Genomic DNA, 26,013 nt, shown 5'->3' on the forward strand with positions numbered 1-26,013 from the left:
GCAACGAGGCAACGGCAGACCTGGCGAGACGGAACAGCCGCCGAGCTTGTGCGCTCACTGCCGGAACGCCCGGTCGTAGAGGCTCCGCAGCTTCGGGGTGGCCTCGGCATCGCCGTAGCACACCGGGACCTTGCCGTCCTTGGCGTAGACGAGGTAGGTCTGGCCGACAGCGAACTCCTGGCCGAATGACTCCAGTTGTCCTTCGTGCGTGTTGTCGAGCCGGACGGTGGAGGCGTCTTCGCCCCGGTACCAGTGGTCCACTCGGAGAGTGATCTGGTCGCCGTCGATGGAGGTCGCAGTGCCCTCGAAGGCGGTCGTGTACTGGCGCAGGGTGGTGACGTCGAGTTCGGCGCACGCTGTGGCCGGGCCGCCGCCTGTGTCCTGCTGGACGGTCAGGGCCAGCGGGGCGGCCACAGCGGGAGGAGTGTCGCGGGTCGCCGTGACTCCCCAGGTGATGCCGGCTCCCACCGTGAGCACAGCGGCTGCTGCTGCGGCCATCAGCAGGGGGCGGCGGGGGCGGTCCGATGTGCGGGGGGAGGTGCGGACTGTGGTGTCGGCGGTCATGGTGGCCTCCAGGAGACGGTTGATGTCGGGCTGGGGAGCATCAGAGGTCCGCGCCGGGTCGATGGCCCTCATCCGGGCCAGCAGTTCTTCGTCGTTCACCGGTTGCTCCTTCCTTCACCCGTCTCATGTCCGGCCTTGTCGTCATTCTTTCGGTCAAGCAGAGCGGCGAGTTTCTTCTTTGCCCTGTGCAGGCGGATGCTGACGGCGTTGGCGGTCAGTCCGGTCACTTCCGCGATCTCGCGCGGTGTCAGCCCCTCCCATGCCCAGAGCAGCACCACCTCACGGTCCAGGGCGCCGAGTGTGCCGAGTGCGGCCTGCAGTTCGGGGTGGTCGGCTTCCCCGGGCTTTGGCGGCGGTGCGGTACGGGTCAGCCGCTCCACCAGCCGGAGCCGGCGCCCGTCCGCCCGGCGGGCGTTGGACAGGCAGCCGCGTGCGACGCCGTAACACCAGGGCAGCACGCCGTCGGGGTCGGTCACGGGGCCCTGCCCGAGCCCGGGCACGTCCTCGATGCGGCGCCAGAGCACGAGCATCGTCTCCGCGAGGATGTCGTCTACCGCGTCGGCGTCCGCCCGGCGCAGCAGATACCGGTGCAGCGGCTTTGCCACCGCGCGCGCCAGCGCATCGAAGCGGGCTTCTCGGGCCCGGGCACGTTCCTGCTCCAGCATGGATTCCACACCGTTCCTAAAGACTGAGCGGGAGTGAGTCCTGTTGCCAGGACCTGTGCTCAGCCGGGTGTCCCGAACGGTGGTGGGCACCCTGGTCGCCCGCTTTCGCTCCACTGCCGGGCGGCGCGCATCCGGTGCGCGGGCCGGGAATGTGGGGGCGGGTTTCCTCACGCCTGCGGGTGTCCGGTCGGGCCTGGACGGTCCGATGCCCCGCACCATCACTCCGGTGGGGCGGGGGCGGTGTCGTCCGTCGCCGGATCGGGTGGCCGAGGGCGCGTCGCCCGATCGCGATGCTTGCCGCATCGTGCCGGGAAATCTTGCGGGTTGTCGTGGTGAGCGGCTGCTGCCAGTGCTGCGCGCCCCAGCGGCTGGTGTAGGCAGGGTCGACCGCCACGATCGCGATGTCTTGTTCGGCGGCCATCGAGACGAGGCGGGCTTTGAGTTTTGCGGTGGGGAAGCGGGAGATGAGGCGGCGGAAGCGTTTGTTGCGGCCGTGCTTCTCGCGGCTGGTGCCGTCGGTGAAGTCGAGGTCCTCGATGGCGATCGCGGCGGCCCCGCAGTGCCGCGTGTGGTGCAGCAGCCTTGTCAGGGCGTGCCGGATCTGCGCGTCCCGGTGCTCCGTGCTGCCGGTCAGGTCGTAGAAGAAGCGCTGCGGTTCGCCGACCGGGTTGCCGTGCGCATCCAACTGCCAGGCGGCGAGGTGGTCGTCGTTCATGTCCACCCCCACCACCCCCCGCGCCAGCGCCGCCTGAAGCGGCAGGGCAGGAGCGGCGGCGCGCTGCCAGGAGGCGGTGACATACCAGCGGCCGCGTACCGGGTCGTGGTGGATGCGGTAGGCCACCGCCCGGTTCGCGGTGACCCGATCACGCCACTCCTGCCCCCGGTGTGGGAACCGTACGGTGGCGTCGAGGAGGTAGCGGCCGTGCGGGGCGTTGGCCAGGTGAGCCAGCGGAGCCGGGAGCTTGACCGAGAGTCGGCCGGTGTCGGTGACGCGGATCGTCTCGTTGCCGAAGCGTTTGCCCGACTCCCCGTCGGCGGCCAGGAACATCCGCTCCGCGCGCCAGCGCTCCCGCCACGCCTGCTCGTCCAGTCCGGCCGCCGCAAGGTGGTGGCGGGTGTTCGCGAGGCGTTTGCCGCCGCGCACCACCCGCACCCGGCCCGCCGCCCGGTCCGCCTCCATCCCCGCCAGCCGGGCCTTCAGCGTCTGCAGACGGCGGGACTTGGCATGCCACTCACCCCGCGAGGCATAACCGCGCACCAGCCCCGCGCGCTTGTCGGCCTTGGCGCCCAGCGGCCGGGCCAGCCGCGCCTCGATGGAGGCGATCTGCTTCCGCAGCCAGGCCATGTGGGCGGTCTGCCCGCGCCTCGCCAGCGCCCACTGGTCATGGCTGGCCTTGGTGATACTGCCCGCCCAGCGCGCCGACGACCTCCCCGTGAGCTCCCGCTTGCGCACCGCCCAGGACGCCGCGTCATGCGCCAGCCCCTGCCGTGACCGCTCCGCGAGATCACCGGCCGCCAGCGACCCCAAGTAGACGCCGACCTCGGTGAGCACCGCCGCGTCCGCATCCGACACCCGCAGCCGGTCCCGGATCGCCACTCCGGCCGGGCCGGGCACCACGAACGACGCCGCCAACTCCCGCAGCCCGCCCACTCGTACACCCCCGCCCTGCCGAAGACCCCCGTCCACGGCAGTCAACGAGCAGCATCCGCAAAGGTCACCCATTCGACCCACGAACTTGCGTTCCCTCCCGAAACCGCGGGCAGCACAACCCGCCGACAGAGCCTCTTGGCGTGCAGATGAACCACCGCATCCAGTACAGGCGCTCACCCACGATCACCAGAAGTTACTTCTGCCAAGTCCATCGGCAGCAGTTCCCAACCCCCCACCTGTCCGGCCGGGACCTGTTCCTTTCATCGCCACGGGCACTGTACTTACCCACCCCAGGGGAGGTCCGTCGCGCCGGCCGAGGCGACGGCCGCTTCCCGACTGTCCCGGCCTGCCAGGTCCGGCACGGGCAGGTCGGCCACGACCCTTCGCGCGCGTCCTCCCAGAGTTCGAAGCCGCTGCGGCAGAGATCCTCTGCAACGCCGCCCAGCGGGCGCGGGCCTGACCAGGGGCCGCACCGCGTCCCCGCCCGGACGAAGCCGAGAAGACCGCCGGCCCGGCGTAGCGGAACCGTACTCATGCGCCCGCTCGGCCCGTGGGGGGGCGCGAGATCGCCCCGGTAATGCGCTGTAAACCGATCGGTTTTCATTTTCTCCACATCGAGTTAACCTCGCGGTATGACCACCGAAGTGAAGCCAAGTACCAGAGAGCGGCTGCTGGAGGCGGCGGCCACGCTCACCTACCGAGACGGTGTCGGCATCGGCGTCGAGGCGCTGTGCAAGGCGGCGGGGGTGTCCAAGCGCTCCCTGTACCAGCTGTTCGAGAGCAAGGACGAACTGCTGGCGGCGAGCCTGGGGGAGCGCGCCTCTGCCTTCGCGGCCGGGCTCCTGCCGGCGGCGGACGACGGCCGTTCACCCCGCGAGCGGATCCTGCACGTCTTCGACCAGCTGGAGGAGCAGGCGGGTGCGCCCGACTTCCAAGGCTGTCGGTACCTGGCTGCTCAGGTCGAGCTCAAAGACCAGAGCCACCCTGCGAGCCAGGTGGCCCACCGGGTCAAAGAGAATCTGACCGCCTTCTTCCGTGCCGAGGCCGAACGGGGCGGGGTGAGCCATCCCGACCTGCTGGCCCGGCAGCTCAGCCTGGTCTTTGACGGCGCCAGCGCCCGCGCGGGGATCGGAGCCGACAATCTGACAGGGCTCGTCACGCCCGCCGTGGCCACCCTGCTCGATGCGGCAGGCATGCACTGACGCATCCCCTTTCGAGCAGGTGCCGTGACAGTGCCCTCCCCAGGCCGATGGCTCCCGCCCCTGATTCCCCGCAATCGAGGGGAGCCCGGTGGCTGCAAGGGTGTTGACGGGCGTGCCGCGTGCCGGGAAGGCCGTCGTCTCGTCGGCATCAGCGCCCCACAGTGGGTACGCGGTTTCCCAGGGTCTCATCCAGTCGGCCTGGACCACTTGGCCGCATCACCCTCGGCCTCGACGGCCGGCCACGGTGGCGTAGCCCTACATCTGCAGCTGGAGCGTTCAGGTGTGCCGTAGTAGCCCTTGAGCGCGGAATCGGCGACCGCTGTGCGGATGACACTCTCGCGTCTCTTCTGTGCGCTGACCCTGTTGCTGCGGATGGCAACCTCGGCCTTGCGCTTGGAAACCGATCGGTTTACGATGATGGAAACCGGTCGGTTTCTCGATGAATCCAAGGGCTGGTCCGTGGTCACGCCCCCTTCGGGCGGGCCCTGTCCGAATCACCCGTCCGCAGCAGTTCGCGCAAAGGGAAACTGACGAGATGCCCAGCTCAGAGCCACGTCCCACGATTCACATCCCGGGAACCACCAGCCACACCATCGCCCCGCGCGCAGGAGACCGCAGCGACGAGGGGACCCTGCGCTACCTCAGAGCGGGCGCCGGCGCTCCCGTGGTCCTGCTGCACACCGTGCGCACCCAGGCCGAGCACTTCCGCTCCCTCATCCCCCTGATCTCGGACCAGTACACCGTGTATGCCCTCGATCTGCCGGGGATGGGCTACTCCGAGGTCGTGCCCGGGGCGTCGTACGACGAGCCGGCCATGCGCGCGGGCGTCAAGCGGCTCCTGACCGAACTCGACCTCCACGACGTGACCCTGGTCGGGGAGTCCATGGGGGCGGTGCTCGCCCTGACCACTGCGGCCGACCTGCCCGAGCGGGTCCGGCGCGTCGTCGCGGTGAACACGTACGACTTCCGCGATGGTATCGCCCGGTCCAGTCTTCTCGCCCGTGTGGTGGTCACCGGTGTTCTCACTCCGGGGGTGGGCCCGGTGGTCGCCGGGGTGGAGCCCAAGGCCGTCGTCCGCAGGATCCTGCAGGGCGGGCTGGGTGACAAGACCGCGCTGCGGGAGGACTACCTGGACGAACTCCTCCAGGTGGGCCGCCGCCCCGGCTACTCGACCGTCGCCAGGGCCGTGTACCAGAGCCTGCCCAGTCTCATCGCCGCCCGCTCGCGCTACCCCGAGGTCAAGGCACCCGTCCACCTCGTCTACGGGGAGAAGGACTGGTCCCGGCCAGCGGACCGGCAAGCCGACAAGGAGCTGCTGCCGGCCGCCGATTTCACGCAGGTGCCGGGAGCAGGCCACTTCATCGCCTTGGAACGGCCCGACCTGCTGGCCGACCTGCTGAACGCGGTGGCATGACGGCCCCGAGAGCGCTGTGAACACCCTCGTTCGGGGGTAGTGCGTGAGAGGGCCAGCTTCGACCATGTCACGTGAGAGTGTCGTGGCGCGAAGGAGCAGTACATGGCGGCGATCCAGATCGAGTTCGACGTTCCGGCTCAGATGCGTGACGGTACGGTGCTGCGCGCCGATGTCTACCGGCCCGGCGGTACGGGACCGTGGCCGGTACTGCTGAGCCGGCTGCCGTACGGCAAGCAGACGCCTCTGGCGGGCATCGTCCTCGACCCCCTCGCGGCGGCCAGGCGCGGCTTCATGGTGGTCATCCAGGACACCCGTGGCCGGTTCGCCTCCGAGGGGCAGTGGGAGCCGTGGACGTATGAGGAGAGCGACGGATACGACACCGTGCGGTGGGCCGCTGCTCTGCCGGGCGCGAGCGGCTCAGTCGGCATGATCGGCGCCAGCTATTTCGGCAACACTCAGTGGATGGCGGCGTTGTCGAAGCCGCCGGAGCTGAAGGCGATCGCGCCGATGGTCACGTGGTCCGATCCGGACGACGGGCTGTGGACGCGCGGCGGTGCGATCGAGCTCGGGATCACCGCGCCGTGGACTCTCATGATGGGTACAGACGCGCTGATGCGCCGGCACAGCACCGACCCCGCCGCGCTCGTGGGCAGTCTCGGCAGGCTCGTGCAGGATCTCGACGGTCTGGCAGACGGCGGCTACGGGGAACTGCCCGCTGGGCGGTTCCCCGCGTTCGCCCGACACGACTTGCCCGAGGTGGGTTACGAGCGGTCCCGCCGGGAGCCCGGCTGGGCGACGTCCTGCCGGGTCGCAGGCCGGCACGACGAGGTGGACCTGCCCACCTTCCAGGTCGGCGGCTGGTACGACATCTTCGCCCAGGGCACGCTCGACAACTTCGCCGCCATGCGCAGCGCCGGCCGGTCCGCCACGCTGATCATGGGCCCGTGGAGCCACGCCAACCAGCAGCACGTGGTCGGCGACGTCAACTTCGGGTTCGCCGCGAACTCCGCCTTCATGGGCATGCGCGGACGCCTGCACGACCTGCAACTCGACTGGTGCCAGCGCACGATCGGCGATGGCGAGGCTCTGGAGCCGGACACCGGCAAGGTGCTGCTGTTCGTCATGGGCATCAACCAGTGGCGCGAGGAGACGGAATGGCCCCTGTCGCGGGCCGTGGACACCCACTTCCACCTGCGCGCGGACGGACGCCTGACCCCTGAGCCGCCGTCCATCGCCGAGCAGCCCGACGAGTTCACCTACGACCCCATGAACCCGGTACCCACCACCGGCGGAGCGCTCCTGCTGTCTGACGAGTTCCGTCCCGGGCCGCTCGACCAGACGGCCGTGGAGGCGCGCGAGGACGTGCTGGTCTTCACCACCGAACCGCTCACCGAGGACGTCGAGGTGACCGGCCGCGTCCGGGCTGTGCTCTTCACCGCCACGGGCGGTCCTTCGACCGACTGGGTGGCACGACTGTGCGACGTCGACGAGAACGGTGTCTCCCGCAATGTGACCGACGGCATCGTGAGGGTGCGCGCGGCGAAACCGGGCGAGGCGGCCGAGCACGTCGTGGACCTGTGGTCGACCAGCATCGTCTTCCGGGCGGGGCGCCGGATACGGGTCCAGGTCACCTCCAGCAACTTCCCCCGCTGGGACCGGAATCTCAACACGGGCGAACCCGAGGAAACCGCGACCACGGGCCGGGTGGCCCGCCAGCAGGTCTTCCACGACCCCGCACGCCCCTCCCGCATCGTCCTGCCCGTGGTGCCTCCAGCCTGACCGGGCGCGATGGGAGAGCCCGCCGATCCGTTGCTCCGGTGGGCAAGGGCGCCGAAGTTGCCATGTCGGCTCGGTCGAAGGGCGGCAGGCATCCTGCGGCGGAGGCGATGACCTCTCACGGGCACCTGCCCCTCGGCAAACGCCGCGGTGAAGATTCCTCGGTCAGCAGACCGTCCAGGTTCCGCTCGACCGTCCTGCGATGACGCGGCCGGATCCGGAGGGGGCGGCCATCCGGTCGAGTACGGCACCGAGGTCCTGGGCCAAGAGCGCATGAGTGGCCCGCCTGCTCGATCTGCAGCCAGGGTTGGCCACCGAACTCCAGCTGCTGGTCAAGGCCCGCTACGCCGCCCACGATCCACTTCATCGACGCCCTGCCCGCGACCCCCAGCGGCAAGACCCAGCGCTACCTGCTGCGCAACCGCCGGCGCACCGAACTCGCCGCGGAGCCACGTTGACCGGCATGGAACCTCTGCTCGTCGAGCAACGCGGCACCGTCCGGTGGCTGCTGCTCAACCGCCCCGAGCGGCGCAACGCCCTCGAGCAGAGGCGGCGGACGGGCAGCCGTCCTCGACGTCCGTGTGCGGGTGCGGCGCTTGGTGTGTCCCACGCGCGACTGCCGGCAGCCCTTCCGCGAGCAGATGCCCGGAGTGTTTGAGCGTCACCAGCGACGCACGGCCCGTCTGACCAGGTAAGTCAAGGCTGTGGTGAAGGAGTTGGCGGGCCAGGCGGGATCTCGTTTGCTGGCGATACCCGCGGCGGGCCTGCTCGCCACACGGCCCTGCGCGCCTTGCTGCGCATCCCGTTGCCCACCGGGCGGACGCCCCGCGTGATCGGCGTCGACGACTTCGCTCTGCGCCGGCCGCACCGCTATGCCACCGTGGTGATCGACGCCGAGACCTATGAGCGGATCGACATGCTGCCCGACCGCACCGCCGACACGCTGGAAGCTTGGCTGCGCGAGCATCCGGGCGTCGAGGTCGTGTGCCGTGACGGCTCCGACACGTCCCTGGCGAGCGTGAAGAAACGCTCGACGCGGGCGCGGTTGCCGGGGAAGGCGTCCTCCAGGGCGTCCACGGCGCCGGCCCAGTCGGCGGGCTGGGTCACATCGTGTCGACCGGGTACCACGGCGCGATACAGATCGTGCTCCTGGACGAACTACAGCGAGTCAGCGACGCCCCGCTTCTCGAACAGCCCGCGCAGCATGTACGGCTGGACTTCCAGGCCGACTCCGGACAGCTGGTGCAGCGCCGTCTCGAACTCGAAGCGGCCTCGTCGAAAGGAGGTGGCGCAGCCGCCGGGGACGTTGTGGCGCTCCGCCAGGAGGGTGCGCAGTCCCTGCGTTGGAGGGTGGCGGCGGTCAGTCCGGCGTTGCCCCGCGCCGATGACCACCGCGTCGAAGTCCGTCGTCGTGGTTACTGTTCGGCGGCCTCTCGGGCGATCTGCTCGAACTGGGCGCCCATGGCCTCGCCGAGCGCCTGGGCGGCGGAGAGCGGGCGCACCATCACTGTGAACTCGTCGATCTTCCCGTCGTCGTCGAAGTGCAGGAAGTCGCATCCCTGGAGCTGTTTGCCGGCGACAGTGGCGGTGAAGACGAAGGCGTGATCGCGGCCGTCGGGATTGGCGATCTCACGGACGTAGGTGAAGTCCTCGAAGACCCGGAGCACGCCGCGCAGGATCGCCGCGGTGATCGCCTTGCCCGGGTACGGCTTGAAGGTGACAGGGCTGGTGAAGACGACGTCGTCGGCCAGCAGAGCGGCCACGGCGTCCAGGTCGCGGCTCTCGACGGCCTTGCGGAAGGGATGCATGAGCCCACCTCTGATACTCAAAAATGTGAATAGGTGTGGTAGAGAATAGAGGGCCCGTTAGGGCGTGTCTACAGGGGAGAGGTGACTATTAGTCACGTTGTTGATTAATCTGTTAGCGTGCATCCATGGCTTTGCGGAACGCGGTGATGGCCGCGCTGTTGGAGGGCGAGGCGTCCGGGTACGACCTCGCGAAGGCGTTCGATGCGACGGTCGCCAACTTCTGGATGTCGACGCCTCAGCAGCTCTACCGGGAGCTGGATCGCATGGAGGCCGAAGGACTCGTCACGGCCCGCGTCGTCGAGCAGAAGCGCCGCCCCAACAAGCGACTGTTCTCCTTGACGGAGGCCGGGCGGATGGCCGTCCACGCCTACACCGCCGAACCCTTGGGTAAGCCGGCGGTGATCCGGGACGAGTTGCTTGTCAAGGTGCAGTGCCTGGACGCGGGCGACGTGGAAGCGGTCCGGACCGCCATCGCCGAGCGCATGGAGTGGGCCACCGCCAAGCTGGCCCGCTACGAGCGGCTCCGGCAGCGCCTGCTCGACGGGCGCTCCGAGGAGGCGTACTTCGCCGAGGCCGAGCGCATCGGCCCGTATCTCACCCTGCTGCGCGGGATGTCGTTCGAGCGGGAGAACCTCCAGTGGGGGGACATGGCGCTGCGCAGGCTCGAGCAGCGCACAGCGGCACTGCGGGCCGACGGCTGACCGCGACGATCCCACCTGCACGATCGGTCACGAAAGCGGGGGTGGGGCGATCGTGTTCGACTCCACCCCTCACCGGTCGTCGGACTATGCCCGGGCGAGGAGCGGCTGCGGTTCCTCGTCGGCGGGAATGCGATGGAGTCCCTTGCGGTCGTAGAACCGGGTCACGCCGAAGCCGAAGAGGCAGGCGACCGCGAGTCCCACGCCCAGCATCACCCAGCCCCGGGTCAGACCCGCGTCGGCCTGGGCGTCGTAGTAGAGGATCGAGCGGACGGCGCCCGTGACCTGGCGCAGGGGCTCGAACTCGCCGAGGGCGCGGTAGAAACCGGGGAGGGCTTGGAGAGGGACCGTGGCGCCGGACGTCGGTACCGCCATGGCGATGTAGAAGATCGTGATGAACAGCATCCCCGGCGTGCCGAACACAGCGAGCAGTCCGAGCCCGCCGATGCCGACAACCGCGATCGTGCACACGGAGAAGAGCCACAGCAGGGGCAGGTGAGAGGCGTCCATGCCCATGATGCCCACCGCACCGGCCAGGGTCAGGCTGCCCATGAGCAGGGACAGACCGATCATGAGCGTGCTACTGATGGCCAGGGTCTGGACGCGAGTCGCGCGCAGCAGCGGGTTGTGGACCCGCAGCGGGCCCATGTCGCTGTGGGTGTAGCCGAGGGCGTGGTCCACCTGGCCGCTGATGACGTTGGCGGCGAGCATGCCGCAGACGACGAGGACGAGGGAGTAGTAGAAGGCACTCAGACCGAGGCCGCTGTGCGAGTCGAGCGGATGCCCGTCCTCGATCTGCACCACGGCCGGGTCGGCCAGCAGCAGGCGCGCGGCAGCGGGCAGCTGGGCCTGCGCGGCCTCGGCTTGAGCGGTCAGCTGTTCACCCACCTGTGCGGAGGCCGACTGCGCGGCCGCCGTCGTGGCCTGCCGCGCCATGCTCGACCCCACGCTGCCGGCGGACTGGTTGGTCAGCACGGTGAGTGTCGGGCGGACGGGCTTGCCGGCCACCATCCCGGGGCCGGTGAGGGCGGCGACAGTGGCGGTGAAGTCGCGGGGCACGACGAGCGCGCCGAACAGCTTGCCCTTGCCCAGTTCCTCCTTCATCTCCTCCTCGTCCATCAGCTTCCAGTCGATCCTGTCTCCGCCCTGGGACGACTTCTTGATCGACTGGGTGATCTGTGCACCGAGGTCGGTCTGCTTGCCACCGACCTTCGACCCCTCATCGGCGCTGACCAGGCCGACGGGCAGCTTGTGCAGGTGACCGGCAGGGTCGATGTTGGCGCCGACGTAGAACACCGTGAACAGCAGTGCCACGAAGCCCACGATGACGCCGTTGACGGTCCACAGACGCTTCGCGCGCAGGACGCGGAAGGGGTGGGCGTTACTCATTTCCAGCTCCGGTACGAGGAAGAGAGAAGCGCAGCAGGAGGAGCCGCCGGCGTCGTCGCGGGCGGAGCCTCATACGGCTGAGGAGGTGTCCCCGGTGGACGCGGCCACCGGAAGCAGGGCCGGCCGCTTGGCCTGGCGGCCGTCGCCGGAGGAGCGGCCGCGCAGGCGGCGGCCGACCCAGGGGCCGAGGAAGGTGCCGGCCCAGCGCACTTCGGCACCCACGGTCCTCCAGACAGAGATGTCTGTCCCCTCGGCCGGAAGGGGAAGGGTCCACTTGTCGTCGCTGCCCGGCAGACCGAGCGCCTGGGCCACGGCAGCCGCGATGCGCGTGTGTCCCAGCGGGCCGGCGTGCAGCCGGTCAGCACTCCACAACCGCGGATCGGTCGCAGCCGCGTGCGCGGCCGTCTCCGCCACCACCACGCCGTGGCGGTCGGCGGCCTCCCGGATGCGCGCGTTGAGTGCGAGAACACGGTGACCGATCGGGCGGGCCAACGGCGTGATACGCCCGACATCGGGAAACATGAGGGTCGCGACGGTGGCGCCCTGCGCGGTGAGGGCGGCGAACATCGCCTCGACATGGCCGGCCACCTCGTCGAGGTCGCAGCCCGGGCGCAACACGTCGTTGACCCCAGCCACCACGGTGGCGAGGTCGGGCCGCATCGCGAGAGCCGGAGCCAGTTGCTCGGCGCGCACCTGACCGGCCTTACGGCCGCGCACCGCGAGGTTGGCGTAGAGCAGGCCGGGGCTGTGGCGGGCGACCTGCTCGGCGAGCCGGTCCGCCCAGCCCCGAAGACCACGGACGTCGTCGCCGTCCCCGAGCCCCTCGGTGTGACTGTCGCCCAGGGCGACATAGCGCAGATACCCACTGCTCGACACGGGGCCGACCGCCTCTCGTCAACGCTGCTGGTGGAAGTGGCACGCGGCCATCGCTACACAACTAGGCACCTAGTCGCATTGTTGAATATGAGGATAGCTGGGGGCTCACCTTCCTGCAAAGTGACGCCGCTCAGGCAGGAGCTGAGGCCGTCGAGGGTGGTCCACCGCCGCAGTCCACCGCCTTGGTCCCGCGCCGACCTCACCACCCATTCCTTCTTCAGGCCTGAGTACCGACCACGGTCTGCGCCGGCATCTGAGCGCCCGGGTCGTCAACGGCATGCCAGGGGCGTCGCTTCCCGGCTGAGAGCGCGACTTCGATACTCGGCACCCGCTCCACGAAGAAGGCCCAGGTCAGTGACCTGGGCCTTCTTGCTGCATGTGATGATCACTTGTAAGGCAAGCTCCAGGTGAAGAAGGCGGTCGTCGAACGGCCTGCGCGGTGATGTGCTGTGTGCGCTCGGGGTGTTCAAGGTCGCGACCACCGACCGGATACAGCGGCCGGCCTCGACGCACCTGACCTTGCGGCACACTCTGCGATCGCATCTGCGGGGCAAGGCGCGGCGGTTCCTCGACGGAACATCCGCAGGCGAGGCATAGGGTCAGCCGATGCGCAAGACGTCCAGCGCCATCAGGGCCACGTGCAATGCGGTGCGCTGTTCGCCGGATTCGAGGTCGCAGTCGAGCAGGCGCTCGATCGTGCGCAGGCGTTGGTAGAACGTCTCGCGCGACAGGCCGCCGCGGCGGGCGGCGCTGGTTTTGTTGCCGGCCACGTCGAGGTAGTGGCGGAGGGTCGTCAGCAGGTCGGTGCCGTGTCGGGCGTCGTGATCGAGGAGGCGGCCGAGTCGTCGTTCGGCGTATTCCTGAATCCGGGTGTCCTCGCGGAGCGCGTACAGCAGGCGGCGCAGGTCGACATCACGGAGTTCGTGGAAGGAGCGGCCCGGGGGGAGAGGCTGGTCGGGCGGGGTGGCCTCGGCCACGCGGCTCGCCTGACGAAAGGAACGGGGAGTGTCAGTGAGGTGGTCGACCTCCAAGCCGACGCTCACGACGGCCCTCGGGGACAGGTCGCGCGCCACGTGGCTCAGCCGTTCGACCGCGGGTTGCCAGGGGTGTGAGGGGCTCAGGGCGAGCAGTACTCCCAGGCGGCCGGGGGTCAGTTCGCCGATCAGCGCCGGGATTCCCGTGGCGTGCAGGACTTGGGAGAGGCGGGCCTCGGCTTGCGTTGTGGTGTCTTTCGCGGGGAGGTCCACCACGACCGTGAGGAAGCGGCTGTTCTCGGTGGGCAGGCCCAGTGCGGCCAGCCGGGCGCAGGCGTCCGCTGCGGAGCGGTGGCGCTGCTCGACGAGGTCGCGCAGAGCGTTGCGGTGCGCTGTGCTTTCCCAGGGGGTTGGGTGGGTGAGGCGCGCGACGGTCAGGGCCATCGCCGTCCTTTCCAGGACGGTGATGTGCTCCGGTCCGAAGGCCGGTTCGGTGGTGGGGGCGGGCAGCATGGCCACGCGGCCCCAACGTTCACCTTGATACTCGACCGATGCCGTGAGCCAGCCTTCCGGGCCGCGTCGGCTCGTGCGGTCGCCGGGCGGGGTCGCTCTGGAGCGTTGCTCCCAGTCGGTGAGCGCTTCCTCCAGGCTGGCGCCGGAGGGTTCGCAGATCAGTGCCTGGTGGACCAGATTTTCCAGGACGACCGTGCGGCCGGTCATCTCGGCTGCCGCGCGCATGACGTCCTCGGGTCCGGCGCCGCGCAGGGTCAGCGTCGTGAACGCCTCGTGGACGCGCTGGGTGCGGCGCATCGCCTCGGCCTGGTTGCCGAGGATGAGGCCGTGGACGACCTGGGTGACCTCGAGGAAGTTGACGTCCTTGGCGAGGGTGATCAGGGGCAGCCCGCGGGTGCGGCAGGCGTGGACGAGGGCGTCGGGCGGGCGGTGGTAGCGCCGTACGAGTTCGATGACCAGGGCCGCCGCCCCGATGCGGGCGAGTTCGTCGACGTAGCGTTGGATGCCTGCGGACTCCTCGGGCAGGGGCATGCCGGTGGTCAGGACGAGTTCGCCGCCCTTGAGGAAGGACGCGGGATCCGTCAGCTCGGTGATGTGGACCCAGCGGACCGGCCGGTCGAGTTCGGTTACGCCGGTGACGACCTGGGGCCGGCCGGCGGCCAGTACGGGCAGGGCCAGGACGTCGGCGAGGGTGAGGGCGCGGCCGGGCGCGGTGCTGTCCGGGCCGTCCATGTCCGGCGGTCGTGCCGTCGAACGGCTGTCGTTCACGGTGTCTCCATGGGGGTGCCCCGCCCGAGCGAAGCTGAGAGGGGGAGTGCCCGGCCACTGTGACAAGCCTTGCTGACCTGCGCAAGGGCAGCCCTGCCTCGGTGGATGAGGCAGTGAGCGCCGCATTTCCGGCCCGTGCTTGACACAACGTCCGAACAGCGGGCCCGTACCGGACAGATCGCGCGTTGGCTCGCCGCCGGGCGGCGGAGATGCTCGGCAGAGCGCACCAGTCCGACGACCCACGCCGGGAGACGACCATGACCGCACTGTCGCCGCACCTTCGCCAGGCCACGCCCGTCGTGGCGGCCCGGGGCGAGGGCGTCCACCTCTTCGACCAGGACGGCCGCCGCTACCTCGACTTCACCGCGGGTATCGGCGTCACCAGCACCGGGCACTGCCACCCCAAGGTAGTGGCGGCGGCGCAGGAACAGGTAGGCACGCTGATCCACGGCCAGTACACGACGGTCATGCACCAGCCCCTGCGCCGCCTCGTCGACAAGCTCGGCGAGGTACTGCCGACCGGTCTGGACAGCCTGTTCTTCACCAACTCCGGCAGCGAGGCCGTCGAGGCCGCGCTGCGCCTGGCTCGCCAGGCCACCGGCCGGCCGAACGTCATCGTTTGCCACGGCGGCTTCCACGGCCGTACGGTCGCCGCCGCCTCCATGACCACCTCCGGCACCCGCTTCCGCTCCGGGTTCTCGCCGCTGATGAGCGGGGTGGTCGTCACCCCGTTCCCGTCGGCCTACCGCTACGGCTGGGACGAGGAGACCGCCACCCGCTTCGCCCTGCAGGAGCTCGACTACACGCTCCAGACGATCTCCTCGCCCGCCGACACGGCCGCGATCATCGTCGAGCCGGTGCTCGGCGAAGGTGGGTACGTGCCTGCCAACCGGGTCTTCATGGAGGGGCTGCGGGAGCGCGCGGACCGCCACGGGTTCCTCCTGATCCTCGATGAGGTGCAGACCGGCGTCGGCCGCACCGGCCGCTTCTGGGGGCATGACCACTTCGGTGTCACGCCCGACATCCTCGTCACTGCCAAGGGTCTGGCCAGCGGCTTCCCGCTGTCCGGGATCGCCGCGTCCGAGGAGCTGATGGCCAAGGCGTGGCCGGGCTCGCAGGGTGGCACGTACGGCGCCAACGCGGTGGCGTGCGCGGCGGCCTGCGCCACGCTCGACGTCGTACGGGACGAGAAGCTCGTCGAGAACGCCGAGGCGATGGGAGCGCGGCTGCGGCACGGTCTGGAGGCGGTCGCCGACCGGACACAGGCCATCGGCGACGTGCGGGGACTCGGGCTGATGCTGGCCAGCGAGTTCGTCACCGAGGACGGCAGCCCCGACCCCGAGACCGCCGCCCGCGTACAGCGCGCCGCCATCGACGAGGGCCTGCTCCTGCTGCTGTGCGGCGCCTGGAACCAGGTTGTACGGATGATCCCGGCGCTCGTGATCGACGAGGCGGCCGTGGACGAGGGACTCCAGGCGTGGGCGACCGCGGTGGAAGCCGGTACCTCAGGAGCATCGCCGCGATGAGCGACAGCGTGGCGCGGCTGACGGCCCGCCTCACCGAGACGGCTCCCGGCCTGCGGGTGGAATCCGGCCCGGGCGCCCTCGGCCCGTACGCCTACGACGCCTCCAACTACCGTGTCCCCCCGCAGGCCGTGGCCTTCCCCCGCAGCGCCGACGACGTGGTCGCGGTGCTGCGGGCCTGCAAAGAGACGGGCGTCCCCATCACCGCGCGCGGCGGCGGGACCAGCATGGCCGGCAACGCGGTCGGGCCGGGCGTCGTCCTGGACTTCTCCCGGTACATGAACCGGATCCTGGACATCGACCCGGCCGGCGGGACCGCGCGTGTCGAGGCCGGAGTCGTCCTCGACGCGCTGCAGAGCGCGACCGCCCTGCACGGGCTCTCCTTCGGCCCCGACCCCTCCTCGCACAGCCGCTGCACCATCGGCGGGATGATCGGCAACGACGCGTGCGGCAACCGGTCCGTGCGGCACGGACGGACCAGCAGCCACATCGAGGCGCTGGAGATCGTGACGGCCGACGGTGTGCGGGCCGTCGCCGACCGTACCGGCCTGCACCCGACCGACCCACGCGACACCGACCACGTCACCCGCCTCGAAGCGGACGTACGAAGCCTGATCGGCGACAACCTGGGGCCGATCAGGACCGAGCTGGGCCGGATCCCCCGTCAGGTCTCCGGCTACCAGCTGCACCACCTGCTGCCCGAGCGCGGCTTCGACATGGCCCGCGCGTTGGTCGGCACCGAGGGCTCCTGTGCGGTCGTCACCGCCGCGACCGTCCGCCTGGTGGCGACCGCACAGGCTTCCGCACTGCTGACCCTCGGCTACGACGACGTCGTCGACGCGGCCGAGGACGTGCCGGAGATCCTGCGGTGGAATCCGACCGCCGTCGAGGGCATGGACGAGGCGATCGTCGCCACCATGCGCGCCCGCCGCGGCCCCGACTCCGTCACCGGACTGCCCGAGGGGCGCGCCTGGCTGTACGTCGAACTCGACGGCGACGACCAGGCCACGGTCAACACGCGCGCGGCCGAGCTCCTCGACGTGCTCAAGGCACAGGGTCGGATGACCGGCGGGCGGGTCGTGGAGAGCGCGGCCGAGCGGCGCTCCCTGTGGCGGGTCCGCGAGGACGGAGCCGGCCTGGCCGCCCGCCTCGTCGACGGCGGAGAGTCGTGGCCGGGCTGGGAGGACTCGGCGGTCGCACCGGAGAACCTCGCCGGCTATCTGCGGGACCTCCGCAAGCTGCTGGCCGACCACGGGCTGACGGGCGTGATGTACGGGCACTTCGGCGCGGGCTGCGTCCACGTGCGCATCGACTTCGACCTCGCCACGGACGAGGGCCGCACCGCCGCCCGCCGCTTCCTGCACGAGGCGGCCGCCCTGGTCGTCGCGCACGGCGGCACGCTGTCCGGCGAGCACGGGGACGGACGGGCCCGCGGTGAGCTGCTGGAGGTCATGTACAGCCACCGGATGATCCAGGCGTTTGCCGCCTTCAAGCATGTCTTTGATCCCGAGAGGCTGCTGAACCCCGGCGTCATCGTGGCTCCCGCCCCGCTCGACGCCGATCTCGCGCTGCACCAGATCCAGCCCCTGGCCACGGAGTTCACCTTCCCGCACGACGAGGACGGCTTCGCGGGCGCGGCCCGCCGCTGCGTCGGCGTCGGCCGGTGCCGTAGCGACGCGGGCGGTGTGATGTGTCCGAGCTACCGGGCCACGGGGGAGGAGAACGACTCCACCCGGGGCCGGGCCCGACTGCTCCAGGAGATGGTGCGCGGCGAGACCGTCCAGGACGGCTGGCGCTCGACGGAGGTCCGCGACGCCCTCGACCTGTGCCTGTCCTGCAAGGCGTGCTCCAGCGACTGCCCCGTAGGCGTCGACATGGCAACCTACAAGGCGGAGTTCCTCCACCAGCACTACAAGGGCAGGCTCCGGCCCCGCTCCCACTACTCGCTGGGCTGGCTGCCCCTGACCTCCGCCCTCGCCGGATACGCCGCCCGCCCGCTCAACGCGTTGCTCCGCGGACCGCTCGGCCGATTCCTCGCCCGCCTCGGAGGCGTCACCACGCAGCGCAGGATCCCCGCCTTCGCCTCACGGCACGCCCTGCGCAGGGTCCTGCGCACCGCGAAGACCGGCGAACCGGCGAAAGCCCTGCTCTTCGTCGACAGCTTCACCCGTGCCTTCCGCCCCGAGGTAGCGGGCGCCGCGAGCCGTGTCCTCGCCGACGCGGGAATCCCCTGCACCGCGGAGGACGGTCTGTGCTGCGGGCTGACCTGGGTCAGCACAGGCCAACTGTCCGTGGCCCGCAGGATCATGACCCGTACCGTCGCCCACCTCGACAACGGCGACGAGCGGCCCATCATCGTGGCCGAGCCCAGCTGCGCCGCGGCCCTCAAGCGCGACGTGCCCGAGCTCCTCGGGACGGACGCCGCCCGTCGGGTCGCGGACCGCGTCCACACCTTCACCGGCGCCCTGACCGACCTGGCCGCCGCAGACTGGATGCCTCCCGAGCTGCCGGACGACGTCGTCCTGCAGACCCACTGTCACGAGTACGCCACCTTCAAGGGCAGCCGCCCCGCCGACCTGCTGCGCCGACTGGGTGTGGGCAAGGTCGACGAGGCCGAGGGCTGCTGCGGACTCGCCGGCAACTTCGGCTTCGAGGAGCAGCACTACGACACCTCGATGGCCGTCGCCGACCTGGCCCTGAGGCCACGCCTCGACGGCATCGGCCAGGACACGCCGACCGTCGTCGTGGCCGACGGCTTCAGCTGCGCCACCCAGATCGACCATCTCGCCGGTGACCGGGGCCTCCGGGCCCTGCACCTCGCGGAACTCCTCGACCCCGCTGCCGACCAACCAGGAGAGACGTCATGACCGACACACCCACGCAGTTGTTCATCGGTGGGTCCTGGCTGGACGCCGCGGACGGCGGCACCATGCCCGTGGACGACCCCGCGACCGGCGAGATCATCGCCCGTGTCGCCGACGCGGGCGCCAAGGACGCCAAACTCGCGGAGGAAGCTGCGGTCCAGGCGCAGGAGGAGTGGGCCCGTACGGCACCGCGGGCCCGCAGTGAGATCCTGCGCCGCGCCTACGAGATCATCCTCGAGCGCACCGACGAGCTGGCCCACCTGATGACGGCCGAGATGGGCAAGCCGCTGGCCGAGGCCAGGGGAGAGGTGGCGTACGCGGCGGAGTTCTTCCGTTGGTTCTCGGAGGAGGCCGTCCGTATCGACGGCGGCGGAGGCATCCTGCCGGATGGCCGCAACCGCATGCTGCTGTCCCGCCGCCCGGTCGGCCCCTGTCTGCTGATCACCCCGTGGAACTTCCCCCTGGCCATGGGCACCCGCAAGATCGGCCCGGCGATCGCGGCCGGTTGCACGATGGTGCTCAAGCCGGCCCCGCAGACCCCGCTGTCGAGCCTGGCCCTCGCCGCGATCCTCCAGGAGGCCGGGCTGCCGGACGGCGTGCTGAACGTCGTCACCACCTCCCGTGCGGGAGAGGTGTGCGAACCGCTCCTGCGCGGCGGGCGGATCCGCAAGCTGTCCTTCACCGGCTCCACCAATGTCGGGCGGCTGCTGCTCGCGCAGTGCGCCGACGCCGTCGTACGCACCTCGATGGAGCTGGGCGGCAACGCGCCGTTCATCGTCTTCGAGGACGCCGACCTGGGCAAGGCCGTCGACGGCGCCATGCTCGCCAAGATGCGCAACATGGGCGAGGCCTGCACCGCCGCCAACCGCTTCTTCGTACACCACTCGGTGGCGGAGGAGTTCGGACGTCGTCTGGCCGAGCGCATGGGCGCGCTCGTGGTCGGTCCCGGTACCCGGGACGGCGTCGACGTCGGACCGCTGATCGACAGGGCCGGGCGGGCCAAGGTCGAGGAACTGGTCGCCGACGCGGTGGAGCGCGGCGCGCAGGTGCTCGTCGGCGGCCGCGCGCCCGAAGGGCCGGGCTGCTTCTACCCGCCGACCGTCCTCACCGACGTCGACTCCGGCAGCCTGCTGATGGACACGGAGATCTTCGGCCCCGTGGCGGCGATCCTCACCTTCGGTGACGAGGACGAGGTGATCCGCCGGGCCAACGACACCCCCTGGGGCCTCGTCGGCTACGTCTTCACCGAGGGCCTGGACCGCGCCCTGCGCGTCAGTGAACGCCTGGAGGTGGGCATGGTCGGTCTGAACACCGGCCTCGTCTCCAACCCTGCTGCCCCCTTCGGCGGCGTCAAGCAGTCCGGACTCGGGCGCGAGGGCGGCCGGGTCGGGATCGACGAGTTCCTGGAGTACCAGTACCTCGCGGTGCCCGTGCGATGACGGCGGTCATGCCCTGACTCCTCCGCCTCGCGCACCGCGACGGGCCGCCCCCGTGCCCGGTTTCCACACCACCGGGCACGGGGGCAGACGGCCTTCAGCGACACCGGGCGGTGTCCCTTTGGCGTCACCGACTGGCATCCCGGACTGGTGCCACCCGGTGTCGGCCAGGGCGTTGGCGATGGCCCTCACAGGCTGCCGAGTGCGGCGTCCAGGCGGAACGAGCGTGAGCTCTTGGGTGTCCGGCTTGTCGTGGAGGCAGGCACCGGTTTCTCGGCTCCACCTCGATGCGGAACAAAGCGCGGCACCTGCGCGGCACCCGCCCCTGTTCCGACCAGGGGCGCGCAGGGGAGCGGCTGTCAACCCAGGCGGCGAGCGGTGATCTCCGCTGCGGTGTCGGCGACCAGCCGGCCCAGCTCGGGCAGCCGGTCCGGCGAGAAGCGGGAGTCGGGAAGGGAGACAGCCACGGCGGCCAGCGGGCTGCCGTCGCCGTCCAGGACGGGCGCGGCGATGGCGCAGACGCCGGCCAGGTACTGGTTGCGGTTGACGGCGTAACCGTTCTTGCGGACGCGCCGCAGTTCGGCGCGCAGTTCCGCGGGGTCGGTGGGGGTGGAGTCGCTGTAGCTCTCCAGTCCGCGGGTGACGATCTCGTCGATGTCCGCCTCCGGCAGATGGGCGAGGACGGCGTGTCCGGTGGCGGTGGCGTGCAGGGGCGAGGTGTCGCCGATGGCGTGGTAGGTCCGTACGGCATGGTCGCAGTCGACGCGGTCGACGACGACCATGCACTGGGGTGCGTCCGGTACGCAGAGGTGGATGGTCTCGTTCACTGTGTCGCGGAGGCGGACCATGGGGTCGCGTGCGGCGGCGTAGAGGCTGGATCCCTGGAGGGCGGCGGGGCGTACGGCGAGGACGCGGGCGCCGATCTCCCAGCGGGTGGTGTCCTTGCGGTTGGCGCGCAGCCAGCCGGCTTCCGCCAGGGAGACCAGGGTGCGCTGCACGGTCGACTTGGGCAGCCCGAACAGCTTGGTGAGTTCCCCCACGGTCACCGGTTGATGTTGGGCGACCGCCTCCAGCATGCGCAACGACCTGGTCACGCTCTTCATTTCCATCTGGTTTCCCCCCGTTGGTCCTCGAAATTTTCGGACGACACCCTCTTGACTCCCTCCCGGGTGACTGCCATTCTCGTGCCAGATTTCAGCATAACATGCCACTATGTGGCACGACGAGGCTCGGGGGTGAGGGAGCCGGCCTCGCTCACTGAGAAGTTCCGCGGCGCCTTGTACCTCGCGATGCCGCTGCGAGGACGGCGGTCACGCCCTGACCGCGCCGTCTCGCGCATCGCGCGGGGCCGTCCCGCGCCCAGGCCTTCCCCCGGGGTCGGGCGCGGGGCTGCGGCTTCCTCGGCGGCCCTGTCACAATGTTCAAGACCATGGAGGTGCCCTCGTGGGCAGCACTGATACCGCTGGTGACGACTTCTGGGAACACGTCCGTGCGGCCTACCCGGAGCAACTGCCGTTGCTGAACCTGAACAACGCGGCCGTGAGCCCGCCGCCGTTGGTCGTGGAGCAGGCGACGATCGACGCCTACCGGCTGGTCAGCAGGAATCCCGACGTCAATATGTGGCAGAAGCTCGATCCCGCGCTCCCCGACGTCAAGGCACAGTTGGCGCAGCTGATCGACTGCGAGCCGGACGAGATCGCGCTCAACCGCAACTCCACCGAAGGGCTGTGCACGGCGATCTTCGGGATTCCGATGTCGGCGGGCGACCAGGTGGTGGTGTCGGCGTGGGACTACCCGAGCGTGCTCGCCGCCTGGCGGCAGCGGCAGGAACGCGAGGGCATCGAGGTGGTGACGGCCGACTTCGATCTGATGGACAGCGACGACGACGTCGTGGCGGCGTACACCGCGGCCCTCACCTCGCGCACGCGGGTGCTGCAGCTGACCCACATGTACCACTGGACGGGTCGGGTCGTGCCGGCTGAGAGGCTGTGCCGTCTGGCGAGGGAGAACGGCACCCTCACGGTCGTCGACGGTGCTCAGATCTTCGCGCAGCAGCCGGTCAGCTTCCGCGAGATCGGCTGCGACTACTACGTGACCAGCCTGCACAAATGGATGGGCGCGCCGGTGGGCAACGGCATGCTCGTGGTCAGGCGGGACCGGATCGACGACACCTGGCCCCTGCTCGCCCCCTTCGACCCGCCGCCGCTGCGCGTCGACAAGTTCGACCACTGGAACCTCGGCACCTACAACTCGGCCCTTCAAGCGGGGATCGCGCCGGCCGCCCGGCTGCACCGGGAGATCGGCGTCCAGAGGATTCACCAGCGGCTGCGGGAGCTGACCCGCTACTGGGTGGATCTCGCCCGGGACATCCCCGGATTCCAGCTGCACACGCCGCTGGACGCCGAGAACCTGGGAGCCGTCACCCTGTTCTCGATCGACCACCTCGACAACAGAGCCGTGGAGCGGGAGCTGAGAGGCGCCCACCAGGTCCATACGAAATACCGCGAGGTACGGCATCTGCGGGGGCTCCGCGTGTCACCGCACATCTACATGCGCAAGGACGAGCTCGACCGCTTCGTCGCGGCGCTCTCAGAGGTGGTCCAGAAGGAGTACTCGGCGCGCGGGCTCAGCTGACCTCCGGATCGGCTGATGGTTCGCCGCCCGGCGGGTCGCTCCGCCTGCGCGGCTGCCTGGCCGCGTGCCGGGGCCAGGCAGCCGTCCCTTCTCAGCCGCCCAGGCGGCGCGCCGCGATTTCCGTCGCCGTGTCAGCGACGAGGCGGCCCCACTTGGGCAGCCGGTCCGGCTCGAACCGGGAAGCGGGCATCGAAATCGCCACCGCCGCGAGCGGCGTAGCGTCCGTGTCCAGGATGGCTGCGGCCACCGCGCACACGTCCGGCCGGTACTGGTTGAGATTCACCGAGTAACCGTCCCCCCGCACGCGGTCCAGCTCCGCCCGCAGTCCGGCGGCATCGGTCGGCGTGGAGTTGTTGAAGCGTTCCAGTCCACGCTCGACGAGTTCCTCGACGTCCGCCCTCGGCAGGTGCGCGAGGATCGCCCGCCCGGTGGCGGTGGCATGCAGCGGCGAGGTGTCGCCGATGTTGATGAACGTCCGTACCGCCTGGTCACAGTCCACGCGGTCGACGACGACCATGCACTGCAACGCGTCCGGCACAGAGAGGTGGATGGTCTCGTTCACTGTGTCGCGGAGGCGGACCATGGGGTCGCGTGCGGCGGCGTAGAGGCTGGATCCCTGGAGGGCGGCGGGGCGTACGGCGAGGACGCGGGCGCCGATCTCCCAGCGGGTGGTGTCCTTGCGGTTGGCGCGCAGCCAGCCGGCTTCGGCCAGGGTGACCAGGGTGCGCTGCACGGTCGACTTGGGCAGTCCGAAGATCTTGGTCAGTTCGCCGACGGTCACAGGCTGGTGCTGCGCGACCGCTTCCAGGACGCGCAGAGACCTGATCACGCTCTTCATTTCCATCCGGTTTCCCCCTGTTAATCCTCGAAATATCTGGTCGACACCCTCTTGACTCCCTCAGGAGCGGCTGCCATTCTCGTGCCAGATCCTAGCACATCGTTCCACAATGTGGCACGAGCTAGCAGGGGGCAATTACGAAGTCCCCTTCCCCGGACAGTGCAGACGTGGTCATCGACCCGGCGCCGCGGTCCATCCGGAATCCAAGAGTCCGCAACCGGGCGTTCAGCATCCACGCCCCGGGAGACGAAAGGAACCCCTTGTGTCTGCCAAGAAGCGCGTCGCCGTCGTAGGCGTCGGAACGATGGGTAGCCAGGCCGCCTGGCGACTGGCCGCCCGCGGAGCCGAGGTCGTCGGGTACGACCGCTTCGCCCCGGGCCACGACCGCAGCGCCGCCGGCGGCGAGACCCGGATCTTCCGCAGCGCGCACTTCGAGGACTCCCGGTACGTCCCGCTGCTCAAGCACGCCGACGCCCTGTGGGAGCAGCTCCAGCAGGACACCGGCCGCGAACTGCGCCGGCTGACCGGATGCCTGCTGATGGGGCCGACGGAGCACCAGCAGATGGCCACGGTCCTCGAGTCCATCGCCGAGCACGGCCTGGACCACGAGGTTCTGAACGCCGAGGCGCTCGCCAAGCGCTTCCCGCAGTTCCGGATCGAGGACGGCGACGCGGCCGTACTCGACCGCCGGGCGGGCTTCATCCGGCCCGAGCTGACGATCCAGACCGCCGCTAACCGCGCCGAAGAGCTCGGCGCCCGCATCCACCGCTACGCCACGGTCCGCGAGATCGTGCCCGTCGCGAACGGTGTCGAGATCCGCACCGACGAGGGCAGCGAGCACTTCGACACCGCCGTCGTCACCCCCGGCCCGTGGGTGAACGACCTGCTCCCGGACCTGCCGTGGGAAGTGGACATCCGCCGGCTGATCAGCGCCTGGTACGTGCCCACCACGGGCGCCTGGTTCGGCGAGGAGCGCCCGGCCTTCATCCGTACGGCACCCACCCACTGCTACGGCCTGCCCTCCCCGGACGGCATCTCCGTCAAGCTCGGCCTCTCCCGCGCCCTGCACCGCCCTGCCGGCGACCCTAACCAGCTGGACCGGACCGTGCAGCCGGAAGAGCTGGAGATCTTCACCGAGCTCATCGGCCGGTACGTGCCGGACCTGAACCCCGACCCGACCCGGCTCTCCGTCTACATGGAGGGCTACACCGAGAGCAGCCGTCCGCTGGTCGGACCGCTGCCCGGCGGGCAAGGGAATGAGCATATTGTCCTTCTTGCCGGGTTCTCCGGTCACGGTTTCAAGCTCTCGCCTGCCTTCGGCGACATCGCGGCCGACCTGGCGCTCGACGGCGCCTCGCCGCAGCCCATCGACTTCATCTCGACCCTCGACCGGACGGAAGCGTAAGGACGATGACCACGAACACGCCCCTCCTCGTCGGCACGCTCAGCGCCGAGCCCGGCAGCAAGACCCGCGGCACCCTGCCCGTAGACCTCGGCACGCTCACCGCCGACGTCCCGCTCACCCTCGTCAACGGCACCCACCCCGGCCCCCGCGTCCTCATCACGGCCGGTGTGCATGGCGGCGAGTTCAGCGGCATCGACGCGGCCACCCGGCTCGCCGCCCTGCTGGAGCCCGGCGAGGTGCACGGCCAGGTCGTCATCTGCCCCGTCGCCAACCCCCCGGCCGTCTACGAGGGACGCCTCGGCGTCTCCCCGGTCGACGGTGTGAACATCAACCGCGTCTTCCCGGGCGACCCGGAGGGCGGCCCCACCGAGCGTCTCGCGGCGTGGCTGTTCGCCAACCTGGTGGACGGCGCCGACGCCTACGTCGACCTGCACTCCGGCGGCATCGACGAGGTCCTGAAGAACTTCGTCGGCTACCGCCTCACCGGCGACCCGGAACTGGACGCGAAGACCGCGGACATGGCTGGCGCCCTCGGCATCGAGGACGTCATCCTCGGACTGAACACCGACGGCGGCAACAGTCACGCGGCCGCCGCCCGCCAGGGCGTCCCGGCGATCCTTGTGGAGACCGGTCAGCTCGGCGAACGCGACGCGGACACCGCCAGTCGTCTCGTCGACGGTCTGTACGGGGTACTGGGCCGGCTCGGCGTCCTGGAGACCAAGCCCCAGGACGACCCGGCCGTCCGCGCCTGGGTCTGGGCCGCCGGCGTCGTCTCCGAGGCGACGGGCCTGTGGTACCCGGAGTTCGGCGTCGGCGACGACGTGACGGAGGGCCGGCTCCTCGGCCGGGTCATCGACCCGGCCGACGGCACCGAGCACAAGGTCCACGCCCCGGCCGCCGGGCGGATCTTCTACGGCATGCGCGGCCTGACCGTCGCCCCCGGCGCCGAACTGGCCGCCATCGCCGCCCCCGCGCCGCGGGATCCCGGTCGCTGAACCATCACCCCAAACCCCCC

At 70.4% G+C, this 26,013-nt stretch carries 20 protein-coding genes and 1 pseudogene; 11 read left to right on the top strand and 10 right to left on the bottom strand.

The annotated features are described in order from the left end of the window. Positions 1–54: 54 nt before the first annotated feature. From RNB18_RS04755 to RNB18_RS04765, 3 genes are read right to left on the bottom strand one after another with little or no spacing between them, the layout of a single operon-like run. Entirely contained in the window at positions 55–663 is a 609-nt protein-coding gene (locus RNB18_RS04755) for a hypothetical protein (RefSeq protein WP_311712861.1), read from the bottom strand. After that, positions 660–1,229, bottom strand: a complete 570-nt coding sequence (locus RNB18_RS04760; protein ID WP_311712862.1) for an RNA polymerase sigma factor — start codon at positions 1,227–1,229, stop codon at positions 660–662. Before RNB18_RS04760 ends, RNB18_RS04755 begins: the two co-directional genes overlap by 4 nt. Positions 1,230–1,245: 16 nt before the next feature. Continuing rightward, positions 1,246–2,916, bottom strand: a complete 1,671-nt coding sequence (locus RNB18_RS04765) for a transposase (protein ID WP_311712863.1) — start codon at positions 2,914–2,916, stop codon at positions 1,246–1,248. A 596-nt stretch (positions 2,917–3,512) separates the two neighbouring features. On the opposite strand from RNB18_RS04765, the gene RNB18_RS04770 reads away from it, so the two are divergent. The 4 genes and pseudogenes from RNB18_RS04770 to RNB18_RS04785 form a co-directional block, all read left to right on the top strand. Continuing rightward, the gene (locus RNB18_RS04770; protein WP_311712864.1) at positions 3,513–4,082 is read left to right on the top strand and encodes a TetR/AcrR family transcriptional regulator; all 570 of its coding nucleotides are present in this window, start codon (positions 3,513–3,515) and stop codon (positions 4,080–4,082) included. 535 nt (positions 4,083–4,617) lie between these two features. Then, positions 4,618–5,496: an alpha/beta fold hydrolase gene (locus tag RNB18_RS04775; protein WP_311712865.1), complete on the top strand. Its 879-nt coding sequence runs from the start codon at positions 4,618–4,620 to the stop codon at positions 5,494–5,496. A 102-nt stretch (positions 5,497–5,598) separates the two neighbouring features. Next, positions 5,599–7,275, top strand: a complete 1,677-nt coding sequence (locus tag RNB18_RS04780; RefSeq protein WP_311712866.1) for a CocE/NonD family hydrolase — start codon at positions 5,599–5,601, stop codon at positions 7,273–7,275. A 551-nt stretch (positions 7,276–7,826) separates the two neighbouring features. Next, positions 7,827–8,299: pseudogene (locus RNB18_RS04785) on the top strand (transposase); the annotation flags it as partial. A 131-nt stretch (positions 8,300–8,430) separates the two neighbouring features. Here RNB18_RS04785 and RNB18_RS04795 read toward each other — a convergent pair. Next, positions 8,431–8,664, bottom strand: coding sequence for an NAD(P)-binding protein (locus RNB18_RS04795; protein ID WP_311712868.1), 234 nt, complete (start codon positions 8,662–8,664; stop codon positions 8,431–8,433). Positions 8,665–8,687: 23 nt separating this feature from the next. Continuing rightward, positions 8,688–9,080, bottom strand: coding sequence for a nuclear transport factor 2 family protein (locus RNB18_RS04800; protein WP_057616073.1), 393 nt, complete (start codon positions 9,078–9,080; stop codon positions 8,688–8,690). 125 nt (positions 9,081–9,205) lie between these two features. Here RNB18_RS04800 and RNB18_RS04805 point away from each other — a divergent pair, with 125 nt between their 5' ends. Beyond that, positions 9,206–9,781, top strand: a complete 576-nt coding sequence (locus tag RNB18_RS04805) for a PadR family transcriptional regulator (protein ID WP_311712869.1) — start codon at positions 9,206–9,208, stop codon at positions 9,779–9,781. 84 nt (positions 9,782–9,865) lie between these two features. On the opposite strand, the gene RNB18_RS04810 is transcribed toward RNB18_RS04805, so the two are convergent. The 3 genes from RNB18_RS04810 to RNB18_RS04820 form a co-directional block, all read right to left on the bottom strand. After that, positions 9,866–11,167, bottom strand: coding sequence for a DUF3533 domain-containing protein (locus RNB18_RS04810; protein WP_311712870.1), 1,302 nt, complete (start codon positions 11,165–11,167; stop codon positions 9,866–9,868). 69 nt (positions 11,168–11,236) lie between these two features. Beyond that, a complete protein-coding gene (locus RNB18_RS04815; protein WP_311712871.1) occupies positions 11,237–12,043 on the bottom strand; it encodes an SGNH/GDSL hydrolase family protein in 807 nt (268 codons plus the stop codon). Between the two features lie 599 nt (positions 12,044–12,642). After that, entirely contained in the window at positions 12,643–14,262 is a 1,620-nt protein-coding gene (locus RNB18_RS04820) for a PucR family transcriptional regulator (RefSeq protein ID WP_311713023.1), read from the bottom strand. Positions 14,263–14,555: 293 nt separating this feature from the next. Here RNB18_RS04820 and RNB18_RS04825 point away from each other — a divergent pair, with 293 nt between their 5' ends. From RNB18_RS04825 to RNB18_RS04835, 3 genes are read left to right on the top strand one after another with little or no spacing between them, the layout of a single operon-like run. Next, positions 14,556–15,824 carry an aspartate aminotransferase family protein gene (locus RNB18_RS04825; RefSeq protein WP_311712872.1) on the top strand — a complete coding sequence of 423 codons (1,269 nt, stop codon included), beginning with the start codon at positions 14,556–14,558 and terminating at the stop codon, positions 15,822–15,824. Beyond that, positions 15,821–18,688, top strand: coding sequence for an FAD-binding and (Fe-S)-binding domain-containing protein (locus RNB18_RS04830; RefSeq protein WP_311712873.1), 2,868 nt, complete (start codon positions 15,821–15,823; stop codon positions 18,686–18,688). Before RNB18_RS04825 ends, RNB18_RS04830 begins: the two co-directional genes overlap by 4 nt. Next, positions 18,685–20,124 carry an NAD-dependent succinate-semialdehyde dehydrogenase gene (locus tag RNB18_RS04835; RefSeq protein WP_311712874.1) on the top strand — a complete coding sequence of 480 codons (1,440 nt, stop codon included), beginning with the start codon at positions 18,685–18,687 and terminating at the stop codon, positions 20,122–20,124. The genes RNB18_RS04830 and RNB18_RS04835 overlap by 4 nt, the downstream gene beginning before the upstream one ends. A gap of 356 nt (positions 20,125–20,480) precedes the next feature. On the opposite strand, the gene RNB18_RS04840 is transcribed toward RNB18_RS04835, so the two are convergent. Continuing rightward, a complete protein-coding gene (locus RNB18_RS04840; protein ID WP_311713024.1) occupies positions 20,481–21,224 on the bottom strand; it encodes an IclR family transcriptional regulator in 744 nt (247 codons plus the stop codon). Positions 21,225–21,564: 340 nt separating this feature from the next. Between RNB18_RS04840 and RNB18_RS04845 the strand changes: the two genes are divergently transcribed. After that, positions 21,565–22,755, top strand: coding sequence for an aminotransferase class V-fold PLP-dependent enzyme (locus RNB18_RS04845; protein ID WP_311712875.1), 1,191 nt, complete (start codon positions 21,565–21,567; stop codon positions 22,753–22,755). A 91-nt stretch (positions 22,756–22,846) separates the two neighbouring features. Here RNB18_RS04845 and RNB18_RS04850 read toward each other — a convergent pair whose 3' ends face one another. Further along, complete coding sequence (locus tag RNB18_RS04850; protein ID WP_311713025.1) at positions 22,847–23,593, bottom strand: IclR family transcriptional regulator; 747 nt, start codon at positions 23,591–23,593, stop codon at positions 22,847–22,849. Positions 23,594–23,855: 262 nt separating this feature from the next. Between RNB18_RS04850 and solA the strand changes: the two genes are divergently transcribed. Together solA and RNB18_RS04860 are read left to right on the top strand one after the other, a co-directional pair. Next, positions 23,856–24,998 carry an N-methyl-L-tryptophan oxidase gene (solA, locus tag RNB18_RS04855; RefSeq protein ID WP_311712876.1) on the top strand — a complete coding sequence of 381 codons (1,143 nt, stop codon included), beginning with the start codon at positions 23,856–23,858 and terminating at the stop codon, positions 24,996–24,998. A 5-nt stretch (positions 24,999–25,003) separates the two neighbouring features. Then, entirely contained in the window at positions 25,004–25,993 is a 990-nt protein-coding gene (locus RNB18_RS04860; protein ID WP_311712877.1) for a M14 family metallopeptidase, read from the top strand. Positions 25,994–26,013: the final 20 nt, after the last annotated feature.

Origin of the sequence: Streptomyces doebereineriae, from assembly GCF_031845645.1 — a bacterium.
Classification (GTDB): Bacteria; Actinomycetota; Actinomycetes; order Streptomycetales; family Streptomycetaceae; genus Streptomyces; species Streptomyces canus.